A 26,406-nucleotide genomic window follows, 5' to 3' on the forward strand; every position below is an offset into this window, starting at 1 on the left:
CACGTTTGTTGTTATTATAAAATGATTTTTATGGGGAGAGAGTGGTCTGTAAATGTTGTAGGTGAGGAGTTTGTCAGGGGTTCTGGAGAACTGTTTTTTGTCAAGTCGGTGAAATTCAATTTTGATGGGGTGAAAGTTGAATTATTGTAGTATTTTTGGAGTGAGGTGTGCAGTGTGCATTTAGTCGCTTAAATAGATTTGGTGAAAAAAGAGATCTTATAGACCTGAAGCAAGTGATATGGCAGTTGCAGGCGCAATGTTAATGATTATCCCAGAAACGTATACAGATATCGCGGGGGTAGTTATAGTAGGCGTCCTATTTGGATTAGATTGGCTGAATAGTAGAAAAGCGGAACGAGGGAAAGTCGAATATAGTTGCGGGAATAGTAAAGATGGGGAGAGCAACTCTTGGTGGGTTGCTCTTTTCTTATATAAGAATGACTTACACGAAAGTCTACCATCAAGATCACTCTAAAGTAGAATGCGATTTCACCCGTTAGAGGGAGGTTTGATTCTTTTGCTAGGTCTATACTAAACGTAGTTCCATTTTCATAGTGAGAAAAAAGAAGTTTCAAGGAGGAGATCGCCAGCACTTATCTATAGAAGAACTATCTAAATCACGGCATTCTGCTTCTTTTATCAATATTTCAGGCTGAGAAAGAAAAATGTAATGCGTGGTCAGCCGGTTTTCTGATAGGGAAGAGGAACCAGTTTATCAGATGTTGCAACATTAGCAGATAAACAAAGTTATCTAGCTATGAAAATGAGGAATGAACTAGGTTTCATTACCAAAAGCTTGAACACGGTACTCATAAGTGCAAGGAATAAAACTAAAAACAACTATTAGGAGGAATTTTATAATGAGTCTAAAAAAGAAATTGGCAATGGGTATCGCAACTGGGGCATTGGCTGTAAGTATGATCGGTGGAGGAACGTATGCTTATTTTAATGATGTGGAAGTGAATCAAAGCACTTTTGCAGCTGGTACTTTGGATATTAATGTTGCAGGTAACGATGCAGACAATGCAATTATCAATGTTAGTAATCTAAAACCTGGGGATCATATGTTGCGTACATTTAACCTAAATAACACTGGTAGCTTGGATGTATCCAAGGTATTGTTGACATCAAGTTATACGGTTTCTGACTATCATGGTGATAATGCCGTCACAGACGACTTTGGTGAACATATTAAGGTTAAGTTCCTTGTCAATGAGGACAAAAGGTCTGATGTTATCTGGGAAACTACTTTAAAGGATCTTAGTGAAACAGACGCTGTTGCTAGAGATATAATTGGAGCAATTCTTGGCGGAGAACGTAGCGGACTAAAGGCAGGCACATCCGATAAACTTCATGTTCTGTTCGAATTTGAATACAAAAATGAAGATCAAAACGTTTTCCAGGGAGATACTCTAAAGCTTAACTGGACATTTGATGCAAAACAGACACTTGGGACATTTAGATAAAAAATACCAAGGGAGGAGAGCACTTCTCCTCCTTACTTTTATTTCACCAGAACCCCAGTGTTCAACTTACATATATTTCTCAACACATAACTGAACTTGTGTTTTGAGGAATATATTTAATGAAAGTAAGATAAGAAATTGAAAGGTGGAATCGGGTTGGAAAAAAAGCGGGGGCGCAGATACAGGGATAAGGGGAAGCAGAGTCTTTTCTTAGTAATTGAAATGGCGCATACGTGTTATTTGAATGTCTCCCAAGGGATCACTACCAGAATCGAGTTGAGAAAAAAGCGGAGGCGTCGATATAGGAAATCAGATAAACAGGGTCTTTTCATAGTGATCAAAATGGCACTCATCTGTTATTTGCTCATCTTCGGTACCAGTTACCTGACGTCCAACACATCAGCCTTTTACAGCAGTCAGTCGACAGTAGAGCAGACGATTACTGCCGGTACATGGGAAGATGAGACGAATGTATGCAGTGAGGAAAATGTGGAATCAGGCGATGATGTTGACTGCGAAGAAATGGAAGAAGAGCCTATTGTAGAAGACGATATAGAAGTTGAAGAAGATAGTGAGCCGGCTGAAACAGATAGTGATGAAACGAATATAGATGAAGACACAGTCGATTCAGATGCAGGTCAAGAGGAAGAACAACAAAATCCTGAAGAGGAAGATCAAACACCTCCAGAAAACGAAAATGAATTCGAGGATAATGCTCCTATAGAAGATGAAGAACAAGAAGATGTTGCTGAGGAAGAAAACGAAATGAATGATAAACAAATAGGGAAAACAGGGGAAGTAGAGGGGGATCATCATGAAAACGAAGAAAATCAGGAAGAAGAAGACGAAAAAAATAATGAAGATAATGAATAACATCGTTTCCACCATACTGATGGTTTTGTTAATTACTGTGGCGTCTGTTGTAGTTATCACGAAAGCTTCTGGCGGAGAGCCACAACTCTTCGGTTACCAAATAAAAACAGTTTTGTCGGGATCCATGGAACCAGGAATCCAAACGGGTTCGATTATTACCGTAAAAGAGGCCGTGGATAAAACAAACTTCAAAGAAGGCGACGTTATAACATTCCTGGCAGAAGAGCAGATTTTGATTACCCATAGGATTACCGAAGTTGTCGGAAGTGGAGATTCTGTACTTTACCGGACAAAAGGTGATAACAATAATGCTGTGGATATGAATCCGGTTTTAGCTACGAATGTAGTTGCGGCGTACACAGGGTTTACCATTCCTTACGTCGGATACTTTGTTAACTTCTCCCAATCGAAAAATGGTGCATTTCTATTATTAATTCCCGGCTTTTTATTGCTGATTTACTCAGCTTTTACAATCTGGCGGGCATTGTCACAACTCGAACTGCCTCAGAAAAATCAATCGGATATTTTGGGCGGAGATGGAGAGAAAAGTACATCTTAAACCAATTGCTAAGCAATAAAAGGAGGCAAATTCATGACCAAGCTGTTTCGGCTCTTCCCGCTTCTTTTATTGATTAGCGGAATATGTTTCTTACCTGCAATTAGTGTCCTTGCAAACGATGAAGATGGTGTGGAACAGAATGAAATAGACATCACACTTTCACCAACTGATAATTTATTTAATATCAGTAATATGAAGCCTGGCGACTGGGCGCCCCGGACGATTACGGTCAAAAATTCCGGAAGTAAAGATTTTTTCTATCAAATGGAGCTGCAAAACAACGGGGATACCAAACTGTTTAATGAAATGTTGTTAGAAATAAAAGTGGATGCCAATGAGTTGTACAACGGTAAATTAGCTGAATTTAATTCAATCGTCACACGTGAACTCGTAAGTGACAGCAAGGAGAATTTAGACATTACAATTCGTTTCCCAGAGCATCTGGGGAATGAGTTTCAAGGAATGGATTCGTCATTTGCTTTAGTTTTTATCGCCGAAGGAAAAGAAAGAGGAACAGCAGATCGAGCCGTCGCAAATGGGAAAATCGGCAGTAACAATCCAGCATCATCCGGCTTCACCCTACCAGACACCGCAACAAGTCTATTCACACTACTATTATTCGGCACAGCCTTAATCGCAGCTGGTATTGTATTGATGATTGTGAAGCATTATAAACGGGAAAAAACGGTATAAGATAATCGTGAAGTAGAATCCAATCAACTAACACTTGATTGGATTTTTTGCGTTTTTATTGCACCGTGCAACGTATTTATTTGGATTTTCTAATTATCTCTGTTTCTTGAATTATGGTAATATAGAATCAACATAGAACAATTGAGTCTAAGGGAGTTAGGGTGAGGAATGGAAATGCTAAATGAAGTAGTTGATGAAAAGAAAGATGACATGCTGAGTGCTGGACATTGGATGACGCCTTTTCCACATGTCATCGAGGTTGGAAAAACCTATAGGGAAGCCGCGATCATGATAGAAAAGTTTGATATAAATTGTCTGCCTGTCGTGGATGAGTTCGGGCATCCAGTAGGTTTGGTCACTTTGAAGAAAATCATGAACTTATTTCTCCATGGGAATCCGGATGAGGAAATTAGGAGTAGTGTTCGAGTTCGTGATTTAGTGCTTATTAAACAAGATGCTAATTTAATGGATGTCTTTAAGATTCCTCATAAACAGTTTTTGGTAGTGGATGACAGTGGGCAACTCGTTGGTATTTTGACGAATCAGGACATCCTGGATGGGTTTTCGAAGTATATTTATAAATTAGAGCAAGCCGAGAATAAAGCTGATGTGCTGAGTGTTATTTTGGAAAAAGCGTATGAAGGAATTGCAGTTGTAGATGAGAACGGGGTTTTATTGGAGTTTAACGAAGCGTACAGCCGCTTTACAGGTGTGAAAAGTGAAGATGCGATTGGTCGACATGTAACGGAGGTGATTGAAAATACAAATCTTCATATCACAGTGAAGACGGCTATTCCAGACCGAGGGGTACTCCAAGTGATTCAGGGACAGCCTATGGTTGTCCACAGAATACCACTTTGGAAAAATGGAAAAGTTGTTGGCGCGATTGGTATGCTGATTTTTGAAGGTGTCTCAGAGGTTTATGAAATTATTGAGAGGCTACAAAGTGAAAAAATGAAAAATTCGGCCGAAAGAAAAATGATAACGACTGAAATAGCAGAAGATAGTCGTATAACGATGGATCAAATTATTGGAACGAGTGAAAGTGTATTGCAGGCAAAACGATTAGCGCGAAAGGCTGCAAGAACGGCGGCTACGATTCTCATTTCCGGGGAAAGTGGTACCGGGAAAGAAGTGTTTGCTAAGAGTATTCATCATTTGAGTCCCTATTATAATGGTCCATTCATCAGCGTGAATTGTGGGGCGATCCCTGAAAACTTATTTGAGTCAGAACTCTTTGGTTATGAAGGGGGTGCGTTTACGGGTGCTAAAAAAGAAGGGAAACCAGGGAAGTTTGAACTGGCGCAAAATGGGACGATCTTTCTGGATGAAATCGGAGAGTTATCTCTCTTACTACAAACAAAGTTACTACGTGTCTTGCAGGAAAGAGAAGCAGAAAGAGTAGGGGGCGTGACAAAATATCACGTGGATGTTCGTGTGATTGCCGCAACGAATCGGAATCTTGAACAGATGGTTGAGGACGGAACATTTAGAGAGGATTTGTATTACCGATTAAATATTATCCGTTTGCATTTGCCGCCTTTACGTGAACGAAAAGAAGATATCCCTATATTATTAGCCTATTTTTTGAAAGAAATATGTGAGAAATACAACATCGAGAAAAAACAGTTTACTTCAGCTGCCGTGTCATCTTTAGCTAATCATCAATGGAAAGGAAATATCAGAGAACTCGTGAACACCATTGAACAAACTGTCATCATGAGTGATCAGGTAATGATTGATAGTAGCGATTTACCCAGAGTGATGCGGGAGCAATCAATGGATGACGGGACGAATCTGACGTTAATCGAACAGGCAAAATCAGTAGGGGAAGAAGCTGAAAAACAACTTATTTTACAAACATTAAAAGAAGTTGGTGGAAATAAGTCAAAAGCGGCGATTAAACTTGGTATTCATAGAACGACATTATATCAGCGATTGAAAAATTACAACATCTACTAATATGTAGTGTCATCACTACAATGTGTAGGATGTTGTAGTGAACACACTACATATTTGTAGGATAAGATTGAGGTTCATTTACATAGATAATAACAAATGAAAAGATTAATATTTTAAAAAATAAATGGCCTACTTGCCGTCAATAAAGGAAGTAGGCCCTTTTAATATGACTAAATCACCTTTATTTTCATCTGAAAATGGCTATTTAAAATTAGTTGGCATGCTTCTTGCATTTAAGTAGTGTGAAGAGAATGGAGTGATGGAAATGGAAAATTATAAGCTTTTCAGATCGCCACAATTAACGGTATACGGGCGAGATGCATTTAATCGGGTAGGTTCAGAAACAGCTCTCCGAGGAAAAAAAGCTTTAATTGTAAGTGACGGAATTATGGAAGGCCTTGGGTATTTGGATCAATGTGTACAACTTTTAGAATCGGAAAACATTGAATGTGTCGCGTATATAGGCGTGAAATCGGAACCATGCGACAAGTATGTAGACGAAGCGTTAGCTATATTCGATGACAATAACTGCGATGTCATTCTTTCACTTGGTGGAGGTAGTTGTATTGATACGGCAAAAGCAGTGGCTGTTGTGGCAACAAACGGTGGATACATAGGGGATTATATGGGTGGGAAAAAGATGGCCACAAATCCATCTGTTCCCCATATCGCAATTCCTACGACAGCTGGAACTGGATCAGAGGTAACAGATGTCACGGTGATTACGAATTTAAGTAGTGATGAAAAAATGATGATAAAGCAACCGGCCTTTATGCCGGCAGTTGCGATTGTGGATCCATTCTTAACGATGTCTTCCCCTGCTAAAGTAACAGCAGCTACGGGCGTGGATGCTTTATGTCATGCTGTGGAAGCCTATTTATCTAAAAAGGCACAACCGTTAACAGACACACTTGCACTCTCCGCAATTACATTAATCGTCAAGAACTTAAAGCAAGCTTATAACAATCCAAAAGATATCGATGCAAGAGAAGGCATGTCAATTGGGTCCATGTATGCAGGAATGGCATTTACGAATGCGTCTGTTGGCCTTGTTCACGGCATGTCTAGACCAATTGGTGCACTCTTTAATGTCCCGCATGGTGAATCGAATGCAATGCTACTTCCCGCAGTTCTAGAATTTAGTCGTGTGGCATGTACGGAAAGGCTTGCAGTCATCGGGCGTATTTTTTCCGAAGAAGCATTACAAATGGATAACGATGAGGCATCTGAATTTGCAGTAGAGCAAATTAGAAATCTTTGTTTAGATCTTAAGATTCCTAATTTAAGATCCTGGGGAATTGAACAAGACAAATTTGAAAGCGTTCTCAGTAAAATGTCAGTAGATGCTTTAAATAGTGGTAGCCCTGGTAATAATCCTCGAGTTCCGAATCAACAAGAAATCGAAGAATTATACCAAACCTGCTACGATTATCAATTTTCAGGGAGCAATGTCTATTAACTAGATATGGGGTGAAATTATGTTAGGTATGATTGGTTTAATTGGATCTCTTGCGTTATTGATGTTCTTAACGATGAAGGGCGTTAACATTATCATTGGCGCGATTATTAGTGCAGTTGTTGTTGCTATAACTGGGGGTATTAACCTTGAGGTTGCAATGACTGAACACTATATGACGGGTTTCACAGGCTATTTTGCTAGTTGGTTCCTAATATTTCTATTAGGCGCAATCTTTGGTAAGATAATGGAAGGCACCAAAGCTGCCGATAGTATAGCGAAGTGGGTAACCGATAAACTGGGTCATGCTAGAGCAGTATTCGCAGTTGTTGCCGCTGCTGCCATTATGACTTATGGTGGGGTTAGTCTGTTTGTTGTCGGATTTTCGGTTTATCCAATTGCAGTCTCGTTGTTTAAAAGAGCGAATTTACCTCACCGTTTTATTCCAGCGGCTTTAGTATTCGGCTCGATTTCATTTACAATGACAGCACCAGGATCACCGGAAATTCAAAACCTTATACCGACTCAATTTTTCGGAACGAAGCCAACAGCTGGTGGGTTGATCGGCGTACTTATGGCCCTCATAATTATGACAGCTGGTGGTTTATACCTGGGGCGTATGGTTAGAAAAGCAACAGCAAATGGGGAAATCTTCTCGTTACCAGCTCAATCTCAGAGAAGAGAAGATGAAAAGAAAGAAAAGGAAAAAGCAGATAAAGAAAATGGCGTGAAAGTTAATAATGGGGCACTTCCACCAATACTGCTCGCCGTATTACCGCTCATTTCTGTCATTGCCATATTAAATATTATGGCGAACTTTATGTCTTCAACGGCAGCGGCACTTATCTCGTTATCAAGTGGTATTTTCCTAGCTAGTGTGTTGATGGCTAAATATTTGAAGCATTTCTGGGATGCATTGGCTCAAGGGGCGCAAGATGCATTAGTTGCGGCGGCCAATACATGTGCGGTTGTCGGGTTTGGTAGCGTTGCCGCTCAAGTAAATGCATTTGATAGTGTAATAGATGCACTCATGAGTATTCCAGGTCCACCTATGTTGGGACTTGCGATTGCAGTTACCTTAATTTGTGGGATAACAGGATCTGCTTCTGGTGGTCTTGGTATCGCATTACCAATCTTAGCACCAATATATATGGCTCAGGGAATTGATCCGGGATCTATGCACCGAGTTTCAACGCTTGCATCAGGTGGTCTGGACTCACTCCCACATAACGGATATGTCGTGACGACAATTCGAGCGATTAGTGGAGAAACACATAAACGAGCATATGGACCAATCTTTATATTAAGTGTAATCATTCCAACGATTGTCATGTTCTTAGCTGTATTCTTATATACAATATTTTGAGGAGGAATAAACAATGACGAAAAATATATTGAAAAACTTTATTAACGGTGTATGGGTAGAGGCAAAAACAGAGAAGTATGATCCAGTACCAAATCCAGCAACAGGTGAAATATTAGCGGAAGTTCCAATTTCAACTGCGGCTGATGTAAACGATGCAGTTGAGGCCGCGTCAGTTGCGTACCGTACATGGAGTAAAACAGCTGTACCAAGAAGAGCACGAATCTTATTTAAATATCAACAGCTTCTAGTCGACAATTGGGACGAACTTGCTAAATTAATTACCATTGAAAATGGGAAGAGTTTCAATGAAGCTCGCGGTGAAGTACAACGTGGTATTGAGTGTGTTGAATTTGCGGCAGGTGCACCGTCACTAATGATGGGGAAACAATTGCCTGATATCGCAACGAATATTGAGTCAGGAATGTACCGTTATCCTGTTGGTGTGGTGGGTGGAATTACACCGTTTAACTTCCCGATGATGGTCCCTTGTTGGATGTTCCCACTGGCGATTGCAATGGGGAACACATTTATTTTGAAGCCATCAGAAAGAACACCACTTTTGGCTAATCGCTTGGCGGAATTATTCCAAGAAGCAGGTCTTCCGGACGGCGTATTTAATATTGTTCACGGTGCACATGACGTTGTCAATAGCATTCTTGAGCATAAAGATATTCCAGCTATTTCATTCGTAGGATCAGAGCCAGTCGCGGAATACGTCTACAAAACAGGTGCTAGCTATGGTAAACGTGTACAAGCATTAGCAGGTGCAAAAAATCACTCAATCGTTATGCCAGATGCTGATTTAGATGCTTCTGTTAAAGAAATTATCGGCGCAGCTTATGGTTCAGCAGGCGAAAGATGTATGGCTTGTGCAGTCGTTGTTGCGGTGGGCGAGGTTGCAGATCCACTCATTGATAAATTAATGGAAGCTGCTGATGGCCTTAAAATCGGTAACGGAATGGACGATGGTGTATTCCTTGGACCAGTTATTCGTCCAGAGCACAAAGAAAAAACAGCGAATTATATTGAGATTGGTCTAGAAGAAGGCGCAAAACTCTTACGTGATGGACGAGAAGATGAGTGTATGACAGGAGAGGGCTACTTTATTGGGCCAACTATTTTCGATAATGTAACAACGGAAATGAGAATTTGGAAAGAAGAGATTTTCGCTCCAGTCTTATCGATTGTTCGTGTTGCAACGCTTGAAGAAGCAATTGAGCTAACGAATAAATCCGATTTCGGAAACGGCGCATGCTTATTTACACAAAGCGGACATAGCGTTCGATACTTCCGTGAAAACATTGAAGTTGGAATGCTTGGTGTTAACTTAGGCGTTCCTGCACCAATGGCATTCTTCCCATTCTCAGGATGGAAAAACTCATTCTACGGCGATTTGCATGCGAATGGATCAGATGGTGTCGAGTTTTATACAAGAAGAAAAATGATAACATCTCGTTGGTCGTAAAATAAGCTAGATAAAAGGCTGCAAGGAAGGGTAATTCTCTTCCTAGCAGCCTTTTTAGATTTCTTTTCGCATTCGCGATGAGGGGATGTTGAGTTCTTCTCGGTACTTACTAATCGTGCGTCTTGAAATTATAATGTTGTTTTCCGATTTAAAATGATCGGCTATGTTTTGATCGGATAGTGGTTTTTGCTTGTTTTCATTTTCAACAATTCTTTCTAGAAGCGCTTTCAATGTCGTCTGAGAAATGTCATCACCGTCTCCTGTTTCCAGCTTTGAAGTGAAAAACAGGCGTAAATCAAATGAACCCTTCGGTGTTTGAATGACTTTATTGGTTGTTGCGCGGCTAACTGTTGATTCGTGCATATCAATTTCATCGGCTACTTCCTTTAATGTAAGTGGTTTTAATGCGATGAAACCATCCGTGAAAAAGGCTTCTTGTTTCTGAATAATGACCTTCATAATTTTAATAATCGTTTGACGACGTTGTTCGATGCTGCTGATTAACCAATTATAATTGGCCAGTTTCTTTTGAATATATTTTGACGTTTCATCGTTTGAAGTAAGTGCATTCGTGTAGTTGTTCGCAACATGAATTGTAGGTAAATAACGATCATTTAAATAAAATGAAAGGCCCTTATCCTTATATTCTACAATAATATCAGGATTCAAATATTCCACTGAAAAATCAGCTAAAGAAGCGCAAGGCCTTGGATTTAAAGTTTTAATAAAGTCGGTTATTTCTTTTACTGTCTCTAGTGAAATTTCCATGATAGAAGCGATTTCATTCCATTTGCGATTGGCTAGTAAGTCCAGATTATATTTAATTAAAGATTCTGCCAATTTCCGCCCTGGGTATTCATATGCGATTTGTAAAAGTAAGCATTCTTCTAAATCTCGGGCACCTATACCAATTGGGCCAATTTGCTGAAGAAGATGTATGCCACGCGTAATTTCCTCCATGTCAAATTCTTCATGTGAGGGGAAGTCATTTTCTGTAATCTGCAAATAACCATTATCGTCTATATTATAAAGTATGAATCGAACAAGTTTTTGATCTCGAGAATCCCTAAATAAAAGCATTGCTTGCTCAACTAATTGACTCCGCATATCGATATCATCACTTTTTATCTGATCTGTTAGCGGTTCAGAAGTACCCCTAGCTATTGTATTTCTTGATCTTTCCTCATAAAGATGATCTTGCGCGTGTTCCTCTAATTGAATTAATGGGTTTTCGAGCTCTGCTTCTTTTATATATTCATAAAGTTCATAAGTAGAATACTTTAATAGTTCAATAGCTTGTCTTAATTCAACGGTCATCGTTAGATTTAATGTTTGTTTCTGTTGGAGAACAAGTTCCAAGTATTCCTCCTCCTAGCAATTATGAAGCTAATGTTTGCGCAATTACAATTACTTACTATTATAACACAATCACTTTTTGGGTCTATGCAAGAAACTGATTTGAAAACAAACTATAATTGCAGATTCGTAAAAAGAAATCCAATCAGCTATTAAGTAAATTTGCACAAGAAAATCATGTGAAACTCGTCATAGAGAATGTCGGCTATAACGGGACATCTATTTTTACACAAGCAGAATTCACAAGCTTCCTAGATGAATATTTCGAAGACGATGAGTCAATTGGCGATTTAATAGAAGTGGGCCATGCTTATTTAAATAGATGGGACATTCCTAAACTCCTGACAGAGACAAAACATCGCTTGTTAGCCATTCACCTTTACGACAACAACGGCATCAACGACGACCATCTTCCTATCGGAGAAGGCAAAATGGAATGGCAGCTATATTTAGTACCATTCAAGAACACAAGAAATCAATTGTGAATTTATCTTAGAATACAGTCCAAACATCCCCTTGGACAAGTTAAGAGAGGGTAAAGAACTACTCCAAACAAAACGCGTATTTTAAGTGCTTTGGTAAATACAATCCAATTGCATAAACCGAAAAAGGAGTCCGATTAGATTAATACCTAATGGGGCTCCTTTTGTGTTTTTTATCATAATTGAACCTTGCATAGCTTACCTATTTTTCAATCACAACCTAGTTAAAGTCACGACTTTGTTCTGACAACATAAGCTGATTTACTAATTTTTGATCTTTTCCTATTCCTAACGCTTCTATATAAGCGTACAATACCGCACCAAGTGTCGGGGATAATTTTGTTTCGGTAAATGTGATTGTTTTTTGGGTTTTGCTAGAATTTAGCTCTTCTTGTAATAACGCCTTTATGTAAGGTTGATTGGCGACGCCGCCTACGAGTGCTAGTGGTACGGTGGTAGTTGAAAAATTTGATGAAACCAGCTCAATTCCCGTTACTAATGATTTCGCTACTTTTTCACAGGAATGTTTCGCAATTTCGCTACCTATAATTGCTTCATCTGTTACGATTGGCCCCATTTGGCTAAGCTTTTGGATTGCCTGTATCGGATTGGTGGAAAATCCGTTTGAAGCGATTAACCTTAATCCCTCAATATCCACTACATTCCAATAGTTTAAAACGCGATTTATTAGCCGTTGGTCCTCCAGTCCTGCATTTTTTGAAATGATTTCGTAAATAGCCGCGTACGATAAATATCTTGCGGAGGCATTGGAATCATAATGGAAATCTCGCGCTACGAATAGTTGCCCGGTTTCTGTTTTACCTAATACTGTCGATCCTGTGCCTGCGATTGCTAACAAACCATGACTCCCCAAAAATGCGCCGTATTGTGCGATTTCGGCATCGTTCACTATGATTACTGGACAATTTATCCCTGGTAATTTTACGTATTCTGTAGCCCATTCTTTATCATTGGGTTTATTTAATCCAGCAAATCCACCAACAATACACGTGACGGCTTCTGCGGGTTGATTTGCCATCAGTAATGCATCGGCTATTGCGGACTGGACATTTTGTTCTGGATTTCTGTTTTTCTCTGGATGAGCGCCTCCTTTTTTGGAAAAAGCGAGGACTCTTCCTTCAAAATCAGCAGCAACAACTCGGGTATATGTTCCGCCGCCATCGATGCCCAATACAATCCCTTGTGTCATATCAATTGCTCCCATCTCTTATTTTTTAACATGCTGAAAGTAGCGATAATGATAGATAAAGCATAAGATGTTCACGATTAAGAGTACTGTATAGGAGATAATCCACGTTAAATCTATTGTAAACCATGCAGACCAAAGCTCCATCCCTCCATAGAGCGTGGCTTCTTTGACCATTAGGAAATTATGAACAAATCCCAAAGTGAGAGAGAGTATGCTTAAGCCGCCGAACATAATAATGATTGCAATATAATTGCTTTTTAATTTACTGTTTTGTGCTGGATCTTTTTTAAATAAAAAGGAATACATTTGTTCGAAATATGTCGTCACGCGATTAAATTTGGAGTTGGTTTTTTTTACCTCAACATTCCCGAGTATTGGTTTACGTAAAAATGTTTCCCAATCTAATGCGCGTTCAGTAATCCCGGATTTTGCTGACAACTCTTTATGCACTTTGTCTTCTATCTGTTTTATGTATTGGCCAGCTCGTGACATTCTTCGTACTTCACCGTTCCAAATGAGGATGATTAAATTACACATAAATGGAACAAATATAACATAAATGCTTTCAACAATTCTTTCCTTTAGCCATAGATTTGCACTAAACGCGATTAAAACACCGATTGCTGTTAGTCCGTAGTTAATGATGGATTGCTGGTTGTTTAATGAATTCGCGGACTCATTTCTAAGCGAATTATATTCTTCTATCGCGAGGTCAAACCATTTTAATTGAAATTCAGTTTCTGTTTGCTTTTGATCCATCTAATGATCCTCCTCAATCCTATTAACCAATTCGGAAAAAGTTATTTCTGCAGTATTCAAAACATGCCAATCAGCCGTTTCCATGATTGGATCCTTCCCTATCCCAATCGAAAACATTTTTGTCGAATGAATGGCTTTCATTCCAGCAATCCCGTCTTCAATAGCGGCACAATTCTCTTCAGAAACACCTAGTGCTTCAGCGGCTAATAAAAAAATCTCCGGATCAGGTTTCCCTTTTAATAGCGTATTTGGGTTAACTATATAATCGATATAGGTAAAGAGTCCGACTTTATGTAAAACTACCTCACCGTTTGTGCTAGAAGAGGCAATGCCAATTTTAATTTTATTTCTGCTTAATTCCATAATGAATTCTTTCATCCCTGGTAATATGAATTGTTCATTCATATTCTCGATTAACAGTTGGTAATAAAGATTTTTTTCATGAGCAAGTATCGCCTTTTCTTTCTGACTGACGGTTTTACTAGATGTATTGACCAACGCATCAATGATTTCATTTCGACCAATCCCTCTAAATTGTTCATTATCTTCTATTGAAAAGGGAACACCTAATTTGTCAGCAACCATTTTATTGGCTTGATAGTAAAGTTCAAATGTATCGACAATCACCCCGTCTAAATCAAAAATTACCGCTTGAAGGGTACGCTTCAAAGTAAACAAAACCTCCTTTTTCACTGTTCAATTTAGAATTTTCTTCCTAACCTTCACTATACTTGAATTCCAATCACCTATACAAGAAATTCAAAAAACAACAACAATAGGCAGGTACCGGTGTTAGCTACATGTGCAAGGGAAAATTTAGAAAATACACTGGAATTGTATAATGTAGTAGAAGTAATTCGATTATATAAACATGTTCATGGATTTCATTTATGTTTTTATTCAATGGACTAAATTGTCGTAAATGCATCGTACACAGGTTTCTTTGTTATATCGGCTATTAAAAAACTTGTATAATAAATAGTTTGAAATATCTTTTATTATAAAAACACTCGTATTAAAATGCATTAAAGGTTATAATTATAATTATTAATTGAAATCGTAGGAGGGCATACATATGGTGAAAAAAAATATATTAATTATTGGTGCGGCGGGAAGGGATTTTCATAATTTTAATACGTATTACCGAAATGACGAGGCATGTAATGTAGTTGCTTTTACAGCGACGCAAATTCCTGATATAGATGGACGTAAATATCCGAGTGAATTGGCTGGGGAACTTTATCCAGAAGGTATCCCGATTTATTCACAGGACCAATTAGAAGTGTTGATCGACGAGTTAGAAGTTGATGAGTGCGTGTTATCTTATAGTGATATTCATTATGTAGACGTGATGAGTTTGAGTGCCGTTGTGAATGCTGCTGGCGCGAACTTCACGCTTCTTGGATCTAAGAGCACAATGATTAAGAGTAATAAACCTGTGATTTCTGTTTGTGCTGTGAGAACGGGTACAGGGAAAAGTCAAACGTCTCGCAAGATTATCGAAACACTACTTGAATATGATATTAAAGTTGTTGCAGTCAGACATCCGATGCCTTATGGCGATTTAAACGCACAACGTGTTCAACGTTTTGCAACGGTGGAGGACTTAAAGAAACATAATTGTACGATTGAAGAAATGGAAGAATACGAACCACACGTCACACGTGGAAATATTATTTATGCGGGTGTGGACTATGCAGATATTTTGGCGGCAGCTGAAAATGATCCAGACGGTTGTGACGTGATTTTATGGGACGGCGGAAATAATGACTTTTCATTCTACGAGCCTGATTTAGCGGTAAACGTCTTAGACCCACATCGTCCAGGTCATGAGTTATTGTATTATCCTGGTGAGGTTTGTTTAAGAACAGCTGATGTGAATATTATTAATAAAATCGATAGCGCGTCAGCAGAAGCGATTCAAATTGTAGAAAACAATATTAAAAAAGCAAGTCCGGACAGTATCATTATTAAAGCCGAGTCAACGATTACAGTTGATCGTCCAGAACTGATTGCTGGGAAACGTGTGCTTGTTGTAGAAGACGGTCCAACATTGACGCATGGAGAAATGAAAATTGGTGCAGGTACAGTTGCCGCGGAACGTTTAGGTGCAACAGAAATCATAGATGCACGCCCATTTGCGGTAGGTTCATTAATCGAGACGTTTGAAAAATATCCGCATATTACGAATGTCCTTCCTGCGATGGGGTACGGCGAACAACAATTAAAAGATCTAGAAGAAACAATCAATAATGTTGACTGTGATGCAGTCATTATTGGAACGCCAATGGATTTAACGCGCATCATTTCGATTAATAAACCGACAACACGTGTACACTACGAATTAGACGAAGTCGGCGCACCGAATTTAAGCGAGATATTGAAAGGTTTTATTCAAGAACATAAACTTGCGAAGTAATTTTTAGGTAGCTGTGGAAGAAATAAAGACTCTAATTGCATAAAAGAACAAGGGGATCCCGACTATGTAACACTTTGTCGGGATCCCCTTGTTTATTTATCTTATGTGGTGGAATTGTCGAAATTGGACAGTGCTCACCCTTTTATGCATAGCGTTTGGAATTTACTCTTCGACCAATAGCGTTTTAGCAGCGAACTCTTTATGGCGGATAATTTGTCTAATATAATGAACGAATACGACAAATGTGATGAGGCCACCGATGATGAGAGAAATTGTATAATTTAAATTTAATCCTTCTGGTGCATACAAGAAATAAGTTGAGACAACACCTGTCATGAATATTGCTGGAATCCCAGCGATCAAATGGGCGTGGGCTCGTCCTTCTTTTAATAAATAGGATACGATGACCCATAACATAATTGCCGCAGTGAGTTGGTTAGTGCCGCCGACATATCTCCATAAAAATGAATAATCAATCAGTGACAATGAAAATGCAGGTATGGCTAGTACGGTCGTTGTAAAAATCACTGTCCGATTCTTCTCGGGGTCGATCCATTTAGAAAAAGAATCCATTACAATCATTCTGCAAGAACGAAGTGCCGTATCTCCAGTCGTAACCGGTAAAATAATAACCGTCAGTATGGCCAAAATACCACCAAATCCACCGAGCATGGAAACCGACATCTCGTTCACCACGCCAGCAGGACCTCCTGCTGCAAGTGCTGTTTGCAACCCGCCTGTTCCGCCAAAAAACGTCATTCCAGCTGCTGCCCATATTAATGCAATAACGCCTTCTCCAATCATCGCACCGTAAAATATTTTACGACCATCCGATTCTTTCTTCATTGTTCTTGATACGATGACACTTTGCGTGGAGTGAAATCCAGAAATTGCCCCACAGGAAATCGTCACCATGAGAAGTGGCCAAATTGGCAACTCTTCAGGATGTAAATTGCTTAATGTTAAGTTCGGAATTGTATAATCTCCAAAGACTAAAGCGAATGCGATTGCAGCCGCCATAAAAACAATCACCGCTCCTAATATCGGGTAAATTCTACCGATAATTTGGTTGATAGGTAGAATTGCAGCGATGAAATAGTAAGCGAAAATAATGAGGATTGCGGCGATGAAAGAAAGTGGTGTGACCTGCGCGAGTAACTGTGCGGGGCCAGCTGTAAAAGCCGCTGTTACTAAAATCATTAAAATTAGTGACACAACAACAACAGAATTCTTTGCGAATTTCCCTAAGTATTTCCCTACAATTTGTGGGAATTGTGCTCCACCGTGTTTCGTTGAGAGCATTCCAGAAAAATAATCGTGAACGGCCCCTGCAAAAATAGAGCCAAGGACGATCCAAATAAATGCAACAGGACCATATAACGCTCCTGCCACGGCTCCGAAAATCGGTCCCAATCCTGCGATATTTAATAACTGAATAAACCATCCTTTCAACCAATTCATCGGTACATAATCCAAGCCGTCATTAACAGAATATGCAGGCGTAGTACGTGCGTCATCAATCTTAAACGCTTTTTCCACGACCCTCGAATAAACCGCGTATCCGGCAAAAAGTAAGACCAAAGATGCTAAAAACGTCGCCATTTACGCTCCTCCTCTATGTATGAAAATATATTAATATACTGATAAGTATATATTGTTGAATAGAATTAACAAGTACCAACTGTTGTAATTATCCGATGATTTAAATTGGAAGAGATGATTTAATTACATAGAAAAGGGGATACCTACTATAGGTTATTTCTTATGCTAGCCACCAATTTTATTGTCTATTTATGCGATTTGAACCGCAAAACTATAAAGCTTATCTTATCGATAACATCACTGTATATTGGTCAGAAAAGAGGGGAAATTAAATTGAGTAGATAAACAATAAACAAGGTTTTAGACAACAGCATAAAACAGCTATTTCACACTGGCTAAAGCAAATTTACAAAACCTTAACAATTAAAGTCTATTAATATTTACAATTCGACAGTATACTCTACAAAGACCCATCAAATTATGTTGGAGGTACAAATATGAACATTATAAAGAATGCAGCAAAAGGTTTGTTTTTTATATCCTTGGCAGTTGTCCTGACTGCATGCGGCAACAATGACGAGGGAGGTACCAAATCGTCAAACGGCAATTCTTCAGTAATATCTATTTCAGGGTCTACTTCAGTAGGACCACTGGCTGAAAAATTAGCATTTAAATATGAAGAGAACAGCAATGTCAAAATAGAGATAAACCAGATTGGATCATCAGCAGGTATTACAAATGCAATAAGTGGTGTATCTGAAATCGGTATGTCTTCCCGTGATTTAAAACAAGAAGAACTGGATAGTGGGCTAAGTGAAATCATTATTGCTTACGATGGAATTGTTGTCGTCACACATCCGACAAATAAAGTAAAAGATCTCACGTTGGAACAAGTTAAAAAAATATTTACCGGTGAGGTGACCAATTGGAATGAGCTTGGCGGTGAAGACTTGGAGATTGTCGTTGTTTCCAGAGAGGACGGCTCAGGTTCGCGTGACTCATTTCAAGAAATTATTGACTTCTCATCCGGTGAATTAGTCAGAAGTGCCATTATTGCAAGTGGAAATGGTAATATCAAAACGACTGTTGCGATGAATAAGCACGCAGTTGGTTTCATTTCCTTTGAGTATGTCGATGAATCCGTTTCAACAATTGATATTAACGGCATCGAGGCAACCGCAGATAATGTACTCGAACAAACCTATCAATTATCACGTCCATTCTTATTCGTTAACAAAGAAGAAAGTCTTACTGACGAAGGACAAGAATTCATTGATTTCATATTAAGTCCAGAGGGACAAGCCGTTGTTATTGAAACGGGTGCTATCCCTGTTAATTAATCAAATCAATAAATCTACGTCTGTCTTGAATCAGTAATCTTGGAGGAATGTAGCCATGACAAGTCCACCTATTGAAAAACCAAACATAGGTAACGGTAAATCAAATAAAAGAAAATATATAATGGAAAGTTTATCATCAAAGCTTTTCTTATTCTGTGCACTTCTATCAGTGCTCAGTTTGCTGCTAATCGTCGGATTTGTATTTTATAGAGGATCACATCCGTTTTTAGCAGAAGGATACAGCTTTTTTGAATTCATCTTTGGCTCAGATTGGGTGCCGAGTGAGGATAAATACGGGATATTCCCAATGATTGTTGCTTCTATCTACGCGACAATTGGTGCATTAGTTATTGGAGTTCCTATTGGATTGTTTACAGCGATCTTCTTATCAGAGATTGCACCAAAACGCGTTGCAAAGATTATTTCACCAGCTGTCCAATTGCTAGCTGGAATTCCATCTGTTTTATATGGTGTTTTTGGACTTGCGATTATCGTGCCATTATTACAAGAAAATTTTGGCTTAGCTAAAGGACAAAGCTTATTGGCGGTTATTTTGGTTTTAGCGATTATGATGCTTCCGACAATTGTTACGGTAGCTGAAACGGCGATTCGCGCTGTTCCTAAAACATACCGAGAAGGCTCATTGGCACTTGGTGCTTCTGAAATCGGTACAATCTTTAAAGTCGTCGTGCCAGCAGCAAAGTCTGGTATTATGGCAGCCATTGTCTTAGGATTAGGTAGAGCCATCGGGGAAACGATGGCGGTTATTTTGGTCGCAGGGAACAGTTTAATCGTTCCAACAAGCCTGACAGATAGTGTCCGCCCGTTAACGACCAATATTGCATTGGAAATGGGTTATGCTGCAGGCGTCCATCAAGGAATGTTGTTCGCAACAGGAATTGTATTGTTCTCCTTTATCTTGATATTGAATTTTGTATTAGCATCAATCAGTTCAAGGGGTGCTAAATAATATGAGAAAATTTAAAGACAACTTATTGCGTGGATTTCTATGGTTTTCTGCATTTGTTACGGTAGCTATTCTTTTGCTTATCGTAGGATACATTTTTTATAAAGGGTTCCGTCTGATTAGTTTCGACTTTATCTTTGGTGATTATTCACCAACAGGTGGCGGCGGTATTTGGCCAATGATTGTGACAACCGTCTATACGATTGTAATTTCGCTAGTTATTGCGACACCCATTGGAATATTGGCAGCTGTATATCTTCAAGAATACGCGAAGCAAGGCCGTCTTGTTAGAATAATCCGTTTTGCGACAGAAAGCTTAACAGGAATTCCGTCAATCATCTATGGTTTGTTCGGTGCGGTATTCTTCGTGACAACGTTAAAACTGGGTATGTCAATCATCGCTGCGTCACTTACTTTGACGATTATCGTTTTGCCTGTCGTCATCCGGACAACAGAGGAAGCATTGAAAACAGTGCCACAGGCATATCGTGAAGGTTCCTTAGCTTTAGGGACAACAAAACTTCAAACGCTTATGAAAGTCATCTTACCAAGTTCGATGCCTGGAATTTTATCAGGAATCATTCTATCAATGGGCCGGATTGTCGGAGAGTCGGCTGCGATATTTTTAACTGCTGGTACAGTGGCAGCAATGCCTTCAAGCATATTCTCTTCTGCAAGAACATTAACGGTTCACTCTTATTTAGTCACACAAGAGGCAGGAGATATTGAACTTGCAGCTGCGGTCGGAATCATCTTGATCATTATCATCTTGATTTTGAACTTCTCAGCGACGTTTATATCCAAGTTTTTCAATAAAGCAGATCATTAATTTACGTAAAGAATTTATATGCGGGACATAGAAGTGAAGGAGGAATTGTCACTTATGAAGCGGGCAGAGGGAACAGCAAAGATTAGCGTGAAAGATTTGAATCTATTTTACGGAGATAAACAGGCACTCTATAATGTGTCATTAGATATTGAAGAAAAGAAAGTGACTGCATTAATCGGACCATCAGGTTGTGGGAAGTCGACTTTTCTAAGAACCATTAACCGGATGAATGATCTCATCGACGGTGTGACAATCAACGGGGATGTAGTCATTGATAACGAGGATGTTTATAAATCCAGTGACGTTATTAAGTTACGTACAAAAGTCGGCATGGTATTTCAAAAGCCGAATTTATTTCCAATGAGTATTTTTGATAATGTTGCATACGGCCCTCGGGCTCAGGGTATTAAAAATAAAAGAGAACTGAATAAAATTGTCGAGGAAAGCTTACGTGGAGCGGCGATTTGGGATGAGGTTAAAGACCGTCTTAAGTCATCCGCGCTAGGGTTATCAGGTGGTCAGCAACAAAGAATTTGTATCGCACGTGCCATTGCGATGAAGCCAGATGTTATACTTATGGACGAACCAACTTCTGCACTCGATCCGATTTCAACATTAAAAGTTGAAGAATTGATTGCACAAATGAAAAAAGACTATACAATTGTAATTGTAACGCATAATATGCAACAGGCTGCACGGGTATCAGAAAAAACAGCTTTCTTCCTTAATGGAGAAATTGTCGAATATGATATCACGAATAACGTCTTTTCAAATCCGAAAGACCAAAGAACAGAAGATTATGTTACGGGTCGATTCGGCTAATTAAATGAAGGGGTGACTTTGATGAACGTAAGGAAAAGCTTTGACAAAAACTTGGCACAACTGCAAAAGAAAATGACTGAGATGAATGAGCTAACTGAATCAGCGTTTGAAAAAGCTTTCACTGCATTTAAAACACAGGATGTTGAATTAGCGCTAAGAGTCATTGACGAAGACAGTGCTATTGATAATCTTGATCGAGAAATCAACCAATATGCTGTGTGGTTGATTGCGAAAGAACAACCATTTGCAACGGATTTACGAAGAATCATTGCGTCTTTAAAAATTACTTCTGATATCGAACGAATTGCTGACTTCGCAGTTAACATTGCGAAAGCGACTGCTAAAATTGGACATAGAGAATCACTCATCAACATTACAAATCTTGAGCAAATGAAAGAAACTTCCATGAAAATGCTGAAAATGGCGTTGTCTGCATTTATCAATGAAGACATGGCACTTGCCAAAGAAGTCGGAGAGTTAGACAATACAGTCGACAACAACTATGGAGAAAACTATAAAAAACTCACTGAATATTTACGTACACACCCAGAAGAAACAACACAACCCGTACAATTATTATTCATCAACCGTTACCTAGAAAGAACTGCCGATCACATCACCAACATCGCAGAAAGTGCCGCATACTTAATAAAAGGCAAAATCTATGATTTAGGATAACTTTTAAGGTACCTTCAACTCTGGGTACCTTTTTTTTGAACTTTTTTGGTACTTATGCAAGAAACAATTCCGGAAATAGGCTGGAATTGCATATTTAAAAAGATGACATCCTATAATGACAATGATTACTGAGTTTTATCCAGTTCGTTAAATTGTCATATCTGCACTGTGTACGGGTAGCTTCCGGGGGTGTGGAAGAATTTTTTTGTTATAATAAAAATACAAGGGAGGTAGACTAAATGGATTTCATTCGTCAACAACTAATTCTAAAGTGGGAATTGAATCCAACCTTAGTGGGATACCTTTCAATTATCATTATGCTGCTTTTCATTGCGGTAATTTGTATAATCGCAAATCTCATTGCGAAAAAGGTAGTTATCCGGATTATCACTAAAATCGTGAAGAAAACTAAATTTCGATGGGATAATTTCTTTTTGGATAGAGAAGTTTTCCATAAACTATCTCATGTTGTTCCTGCAATTATCATTTATTACTTTGCCACAGCCTTCGAGAACTATCAATTTGTGATACAAAAAGGTGCGATGGCTTATTTAATTATTATGGGGTTAATCATTATCAACAGCGTACTAAATGCGGTGAATGATATTTATCAAACCTATGAAATAGCCAAGGTCAGGCCAGTTAAGGGCTATATTCAAGTGACGAAGATTATATTCGTAACAATTGGAGTTATCTTGGTCATCGCAATCTTGATGGATAAAAGCCCACTCCTTCTCTTAAGTGGTATTGGTGCACTTTCTGCTGTATTTTTGTTGGTTTTTAGAGATTCATTACTTGGTCTAGTCGCAGGGATTCAGTTAACTTCGAATGATATGGTTCGAGTTGGAGATTGGATTGAAATGCCTAAATACGGTGCAGATGGCGATGTTTTAGATATCTCGTTAAATACAGTGAAGGTTCAAAACTTCGATAAAACGATTACGACAATACCTAGTTACGCTTTAATATCGGATTCTTTTATTAACTGGCGTGGCATGCAAACTTCCGGGGGACGTAGGATAAAGCGGTCACTATTTGTTGATACAAATAGTATTTCATTTTGTACGAAGGAGATGATTACTAATTTTAAAGATATCCACTATCTAACTGATTATATCATCGACCGAGAACGTGAAATTGCTGAGTTCAATACGAAAAATAAAATAAACCCGTCCAATCCAGTGAATGGTCGAGCACTGACGAATATCGGTGTCTTTCGGGCATATATCAGTAATTACCTCCAACATCATCCTGGGATCAATCAGGAGATGACACTAATGGTGAGGCAGTTGGCACCAAGTGAAACAGGGTTGCCGATAGAAATCTATGCATTTTCTAATGATATTAGGTGGGCAGTGTACGAAACGGTTCAAGCTGACATCTTTGATCATCTTTTCGCCATAGCGCCAGAGTTTGGAATTCAATTATTCCAAAACCCATCCGGAAGTGATTTGAAATCATTGAGACTAAAGTAACGTTAGATTTGTCACAATATGTCGTATAATAGAAGTAAGGGAGGGGAATAAAATGAAGTCTAACACGATTCAGTTGATTGGTCCTGATGGGAATGTTTATGATGAACAACCACTTGGAAAAATGGTTGAAAATCTTAGAAAGCAACCAACTGAGCTATACCCCAAAGGTTTAACGATACATGTCGGCGGTACGAAGTATACTGTCGAACGATTTGAATATTCAACAGAAGAGGAAATTCTAACCGTATACTTAGTTTGATATTTTGGGGATAGCGACAAGACAATACTCTATCGCTATCTTTTATTTATTATTTTTAGGTACTATGCAGGACATAATTCACAAAATACACGACTACAACTGCATAAAATAAATAAGGAAGCCGACAATATCACAACTTTGTCGGCTTCTTTTTGATTTTTTATTCAAACGCTTAGAACTAACCGAAAGAACATCATCAAATGTTTCACTTGATTTGCTAGGTTTAACAGTTAAGTTTACATAATCATGATATATTGTTATGATGATAGGAATAACTATTTTTTTAGATAGTTATTGAAAGCGATTCCAAACATCTATTCCATTGATATTCGTTATTTTAAATGAAGAAAGAGGAGAAGGTTCAATGAGAAAAGTGGTAGACATAATTCGAGAGGCGCTTAATGTTCCCGCGTCAGAAATCACAAACGTCCATGCAATGGGTGGGATGACAAATATCAATTATCATGCTTCGGTTGGCAACGAGCGGTATATTGTGAGAATACCAGGAGTGGGGACGAATCAGTTTATTAATCGAAAAGAAGAAGAGAAAAATCTTGATATTGGTGTGCAATTAGGTATTAATCCGGAACATATATGCATCGATGCAGAAACAGGTTTGAAGATAACACGAATGATACCAGGCGCGATTACGTTGACTTTAGCCGATACGAAAGAAAAAGAAATGATGAAAAAAACAACCGATGTGCTACGGACTTTACACGGTTCGCATGTTCAAATGGATAATCAATTCAAATTGTATGCACTGATGGAAGACTATGAGAATAATGCAATTGAAGCAAATGCGGAGTTCTATCCAAACTTTGAAGAGGTTAAAAAGAAAATTCTGCGTATCAAATCAACATACGATGAGTTAGAGAAAAAAGATTGTCCGTGCCATATCGATGCTTTAGCTGAGAATTTCGTTATGGATGGGGAAGGAAAGCTGTATTTAATAGATTGGGAGTATAGCGGAATGTTTGATCCATTATGGGATGTGGCCACGATGTTTCTTGAATCGGACTTTGATGTCGGAGAAGAATCTATCTTTTTAAGTAACTATTTTGAGAGAGAAGCAACGGAGGAAGAGAAAAAGAGAATCCATATTCACAAAGTCTTCCAAGATTACTTATGGTCGATTTGGACGTTATTCAAGGAAGCTAGTGGTGATGACTTTGGTTCGTATGGAAACGATCGTTTTGAGAGGTTGCAAGTAAACTTGACACAATTCGATGAGCAATATGGCCAGGGGATTCTGCAATGAGAAATTCCAAAACGATAGGCGGTGTCTCGTACGGAATTTTCTCGGGTATTTTTTGGGCAGTAGATACTGTTTTAATCGGTATTGTTTTATCCATGTCAGGATTTTTAGCGTTTGAACAACTCCTTTTTGTCGCTCCATTATTAAGTACTTTTCTTCACGATACATTCTCCGCGATCTGGATGACGATTTATCTGGCGGCAAAAGGCGAATTCAAGACGGCGATTTCTAGTTTGAAGCGAAAACCTGGTAGAATCATTATTTTGGCGGGACTGCTAGGCGGGCCGATTGGAATGACTTTTTACGTTCTGTCAATTCATAGTATTGGGTCGTCCTACACGGCTGTCATATCGAGTATTTATCCTGCGGTGGGTGCTTTATTTGCCTATTTAATTTTAAGGGATAAATTGCGATTAAGAAATTGGTTTGGGCTGATTATGAGTATTACCTTTATCATTTTACTCAGCTATTCTGGAGAACTTGTTGTTGGTTCTAGCGCTTCACTGGGAATTATTTTTCTTGCTATTTGTATCACGGGCTGGGGAATGGAGTGTGTTGTCAGTGCGTATGCCATGAAAGATGATGGCATTAAACCTGAACACGCTTTGCTAATTAGACAATATACTTCCGCAATCATTTACGGAACGTTGATTATTCCAATTTTTGTTGGACACTCCTATACAATCCAAATTATTTCCTCACCGATTGTTATTCTTGCACTAGCTGGTGTCGCACTTGCAGGGACATTGTCGTATGTTTTCTATTACAATGCAATCAATATACTCGGGCCGATTCGTGCCATGGCGATGAATATTACATATGCAGCCTGGGCTGTTGGATTTGAAGCCATTCTATTTGGAACGATATTTACATGGAAAGAGGCTTTGTTCGGAGCCTTCATTATCGTGGGTTCGATTTTAACGGTCGTAGAAAAAAGCGATCCGCCATTACCGCCACTGGGGAAAGAATCGTATGCTAAATAGTAATTGTTAGTACTTCAAAAATGTTTTTCCAGGAAAGATCAACCATTGAATGTATCGCATGATTGCTGTATACTAATAAAACAAGCTGCATTGTGCGTATGACTATTAAGTTTTAACCTTTATACTGTAACAGGGAGTTTTACATCGGGATTGAAATGGCATGCTTCGTTCATTATGATTAACGAGG

The 26,406-nt window shown here is 38.8% G+C and carries 25 protein-coding genes; 20 read left to right on the plus strand and 5 right to left on the minus strand.

Features of this window, described 5'->3' with window-relative positions; all coding sequences use genetic code 11:
• Positions 1 to 238 precede the first annotated feature (238 nt).
• The 9 genes from AC25Y1_RS05400 to AC25Y1_RS05440 all read left to right on the plus strand — a co-directional run bounded on the left by AC25Y1_RS05400 (position 239) and on the right by AC25Y1_RS05440 (position 9,840).
• Positions 239 to 475 carry a hypothetical protein gene (locus AC25Y1_RS05400; RefSeq protein WP_488146927.1) on the plus strand — a complete coding sequence of 79 codons (237 nt, stop codon included), beginning with the start codon at positions 239 to 241 and terminating at the stop codon, positions 473 to 475.
• Between the two features lie 385 nt (positions 476 to 860).
• Positions 861 to 1,466, plus strand: a complete 606-nt coding sequence (locus AC25Y1_RS05405; protein WP_488146928.1) for a TasA family protein — start codon at positions 861 to 863, stop codon at positions 1,464 to 1,466.
• A 156-nt stretch (positions 1,467 to 1,622) separates the two neighbouring features.
• Positions 1,623 to 2,339 (plus strand): SipW-dependent-type signal peptide-containing protein, encoded by a 717-nt coding sequence (locus AC25Y1_RS05410; RefSeq protein ID WP_488146929.1) that lies wholly within the window; start codon positions 1,623 to 1,625, stop codon positions 2,337 to 2,339.
• A complete protein-coding gene (gene sipW, locus AC25Y1_RS05415; protein WP_488146930.1) occupies positions 2,281 to 2,898 on the plus strand; it encodes a signal peptidase I SipW in 618 nt (205 codons plus the stop codon). Before AC25Y1_RS05410 ends, sipW begins: the two co-directional genes overlap by 59 nt.
• 33 nt (positions 2,899 to 2,931) lie before the next feature.
• Positions 2,932 to 3,591, plus strand: coding sequence for a hypothetical protein (locus AC25Y1_RS05420; protein WP_488146931.1), 660 nt, complete (start codon positions 2,932 to 2,934; stop codon positions 3,589 to 3,591).
• A gap of 174 nt (positions 3,592 to 3,765) precedes the next feature.
• A complete protein-coding gene (locus AC25Y1_RS05425) occupies positions 3,766 to 5,553 on the plus strand; it encodes a sigma 54-interacting transcriptional regulator (RefSeq protein ID WP_488147036.1) in 1,788 nt (595 codons plus the stop codon).
• 265 nt (positions 5,554 to 5,818) lie between these two features.
• On the plus strand, positions 5,819 to 7,012 hold the full coding sequence (locus AC25Y1_RS05430) for an iron-containing alcohol dehydrogenase (protein WP_488146932.1): 1,194 nt from the start codon (positions 5,819 to 5,821) through the stop codon (positions 7,010 to 7,012).
• A gap of 19 nt (positions 7,013 to 7,031) precedes the next feature.
• Positions 7,032 to 8,375: a GntP family permease gene (locus tag AC25Y1_RS05435; protein ID WP_488146933.1), complete on the plus strand. Its 1,344-nt coding sequence runs from the start codon at positions 7,032 to 7,034 to the stop codon at positions 8,373 to 8,375.
• 13 nt (positions 8,376 to 8,388) lie between these two features.
• The gene (locus AC25Y1_RS05440) at positions 8,389 to 9,840 is read left to right on the plus strand and encodes a CoA-acylating methylmalonate-semialdehyde dehydrogenase (protein WP_488146934.1); all 1,452 of its coding nucleotides are present in this window, start codon (positions 8,389 to 8,391) and stop codon (positions 9,838 to 9,840) included.
• Between the two features lie 54 nt (positions 9,841 to 9,894).
• Here the strand turns inward: AC25Y1_RS05440 and rpoN are convergent, their stop codons facing one another.
• The gene (rpoN, locus tag AC25Y1_RS05445; RefSeq protein WP_488146935.1) at positions 9,895 to 11,199 is read right to left on the minus strand and encodes an RNA polymerase factor sigma-54; all 1,305 of its coding nucleotides are present in this window, start codon (positions 11,197 to 11,199) and stop codon (positions 9,895 to 9,897) included.
• 116 nt (positions 11,200 to 11,315) lie between these two features.
• Between rpoN and AC25Y1_RS05450 the strand changes: the two genes are divergently transcribed.
• Positions 11,316 to 11,681 (plus strand): sugar phosphate isomerase/epimerase family protein, encoded by a 366-nt coding sequence (locus tag AC25Y1_RS05450; RefSeq protein WP_488146936.1) that lies wholly within the window; start codon positions 11,316 to 11,318, stop codon positions 11,679 to 11,681.
• 217 nt (positions 11,682 to 11,898) lie between these two features.
• On the opposite strand, the gene AC25Y1_RS05455 is transcribed toward AC25Y1_RS05450, so the two are convergent.
• Genes AC25Y1_RS05455 through pgmB form a run of 3 tightly spaced genes read right to left on the minus strand, consistent with a single transcriptional unit; the run spans position 11,899 to position 14,316 of the window.
• The gene (locus AC25Y1_RS05455) at positions 11,899 to 12,888 is read right to left on the minus strand and encodes a BadF/BadG/BcrA/BcrD ATPase family protein (RefSeq protein ID WP_488146937.1); all 990 of its coding nucleotides are present in this window, start codon (positions 12,886 to 12,888) and stop codon (positions 11,899 to 11,901) included.
• A gap of 18 nt (positions 12,889 to 12,906) precedes the next feature.
• Positions 12,907 to 13,647: a hypothetical protein gene (locus AC25Y1_RS05460; protein ID WP_488146938.1), complete on the minus strand. Its 741-nt coding sequence runs from the start codon at positions 13,645 to 13,647 to the stop codon at positions 12,907 to 12,909.
• Positions 13,648 to 14,316, minus strand: a complete 669-nt coding sequence (gene pgmB / locus AC25Y1_RS05465) for a beta-phosphoglucomutase (RefSeq protein ID WP_488146939.1) — start codon at positions 14,314 to 14,316, stop codon at positions 13,648 to 13,650.
• 406 nt (positions 14,317 to 14,722) lie between these two features.
• Here pgmB and AC25Y1_RS05470 point away from each other — a divergent pair, with 406 nt between their 5' ends.
• The gene (locus AC25Y1_RS05470) at positions 14,723 to 16,066 is read left to right on the plus strand and encodes a cyclic 2,3-diphosphoglycerate synthase (protein ID WP_488146940.1); all 1,344 of its coding nucleotides are present in this window, start codon (positions 14,723 to 14,725) and stop codon (positions 16,064 to 16,066) included.
• Positions 16,067 to 16,228: 162 nt separating this feature from the next.
• On the opposite strand, the gene AC25Y1_RS05475 is transcribed toward AC25Y1_RS05470, so the two are convergent.
• Positions 16,229 to 17,668 (minus strand): carbon starvation CstA family protein, encoded by a 1,440-nt coding sequence (locus AC25Y1_RS05475; RefSeq protein ID WP_488146941.1) that lies wholly within the window; start codon positions 17,666 to 17,668, stop codon positions 16,229 to 16,231.
• Positions 17,669 to 18,105: 437 nt separating this feature from the next.
• Here AC25Y1_RS05475 and AC25Y1_RS05480 point away from each other — a divergent pair, with 437 nt between their 5' ends.
• The 9 genes from AC25Y1_RS05480 (at position 18,106) to AC25Y1_RS05520 (ending at position 26,219) form a co-directional block, all read left to right on the plus strand.
• Positions 18,106 to 18,948, plus strand: a complete 843-nt coding sequence (locus AC25Y1_RS05480; RefSeq protein ID WP_488146942.1) for a phosphate ABC transporter substrate-binding protein — start codon at positions 18,106 to 18,108, stop codon at positions 18,946 to 18,948.
• A 55-nt stretch (positions 18,949 to 19,003) separates the two neighbouring features.
• Positions 19,004 to 19,918 carry a phosphate ABC transporter permease subunit PstC gene (gene pstC / locus AC25Y1_RS05485; protein WP_488146943.1) on the plus strand — a complete coding sequence of 305 codons (915 nt, stop codon included), beginning with the start codon at positions 19,004 to 19,006 and terminating at the stop codon, positions 19,916 to 19,918.
• A gap of 1 nt (position 19,919) precedes the next feature.
• Positions 19,920 to 20,744, plus strand: coding sequence for a phosphate ABC transporter permease PstA (gene pstA, locus AC25Y1_RS05490; protein WP_488146944.1), 825 nt, complete (start codon positions 19,920 to 19,922; stop codon positions 20,742 to 20,744).
• Positions 20,745 to 20,798: 54 nt separating this feature from the next.
• Positions 20,799 to 21,566, plus strand: a complete 768-nt coding sequence (pstB, locus tag AC25Y1_RS05495; protein ID WP_488146945.1) for a phosphate ABC transporter ATP-binding protein PstB — start codon at positions 20,799 to 20,801, stop codon at positions 21,564 to 21,566.
• 21 nt (positions 21,567 to 21,587) lie between these two features.
• Positions 21,588 to 22,244 carry a phosphate signaling complex protein PhoU gene (gene phoU, locus AC25Y1_RS05500; RefSeq protein ID WP_488146946.1) on the plus strand — a complete coding sequence of 219 codons (657 nt, stop codon included), beginning with the start codon at positions 21,588 to 21,590 and terminating at the stop codon, positions 22,242 to 22,244.
• A gap of 239 nt (positions 22,245 to 22,483) precedes the next feature.
• On the plus strand, positions 22,484 to 23,719 hold the full coding sequence (locus tag AC25Y1_RS05505; RefSeq protein WP_488146947.1) for a mechanosensitive ion channel family protein: 1,236 nt from the start codon (positions 22,484 to 22,486) through the stop codon (positions 23,717 to 23,719).
• Positions 23,720 to 23,771: 52 nt separating this feature from the next.
• A complete protein-coding gene (locus AC25Y1_RS05510; protein ID WP_488146948.1) occupies positions 23,772 to 23,978 on the plus strand; it encodes a hypothetical protein in 207 nt (68 codons plus the stop codon).
• 364 nt (positions 23,979 to 24,342) lie between these two features.
• Positions 24,343 to 25,239 carry a phosphotransferase gene (locus AC25Y1_RS05515; RefSeq protein ID WP_488146949.1) on the plus strand — a complete coding sequence of 299 codons (897 nt, stop codon included), beginning with the start codon at positions 24,343 to 24,345 and terminating at the stop codon, positions 25,237 to 25,239.
• Positions 25,236 to 26,219, plus strand: coding sequence for a DMT family transporter (locus tag AC25Y1_RS05520; protein WP_488146950.1), 984 nt, complete (start codon positions 25,236 to 25,238; stop codon positions 26,217 to 26,219). The genes AC25Y1_RS05515 and AC25Y1_RS05520 overlap by 4 nt, the downstream gene beginning before the upstream one ends.
• The last annotated feature ends 187 nt before the right edge of the window (positions 26,220 to 26,406 follow it).

It is taken from the genome of Sporosarcina sp. Y1009 (assembly GCF_057669865.1).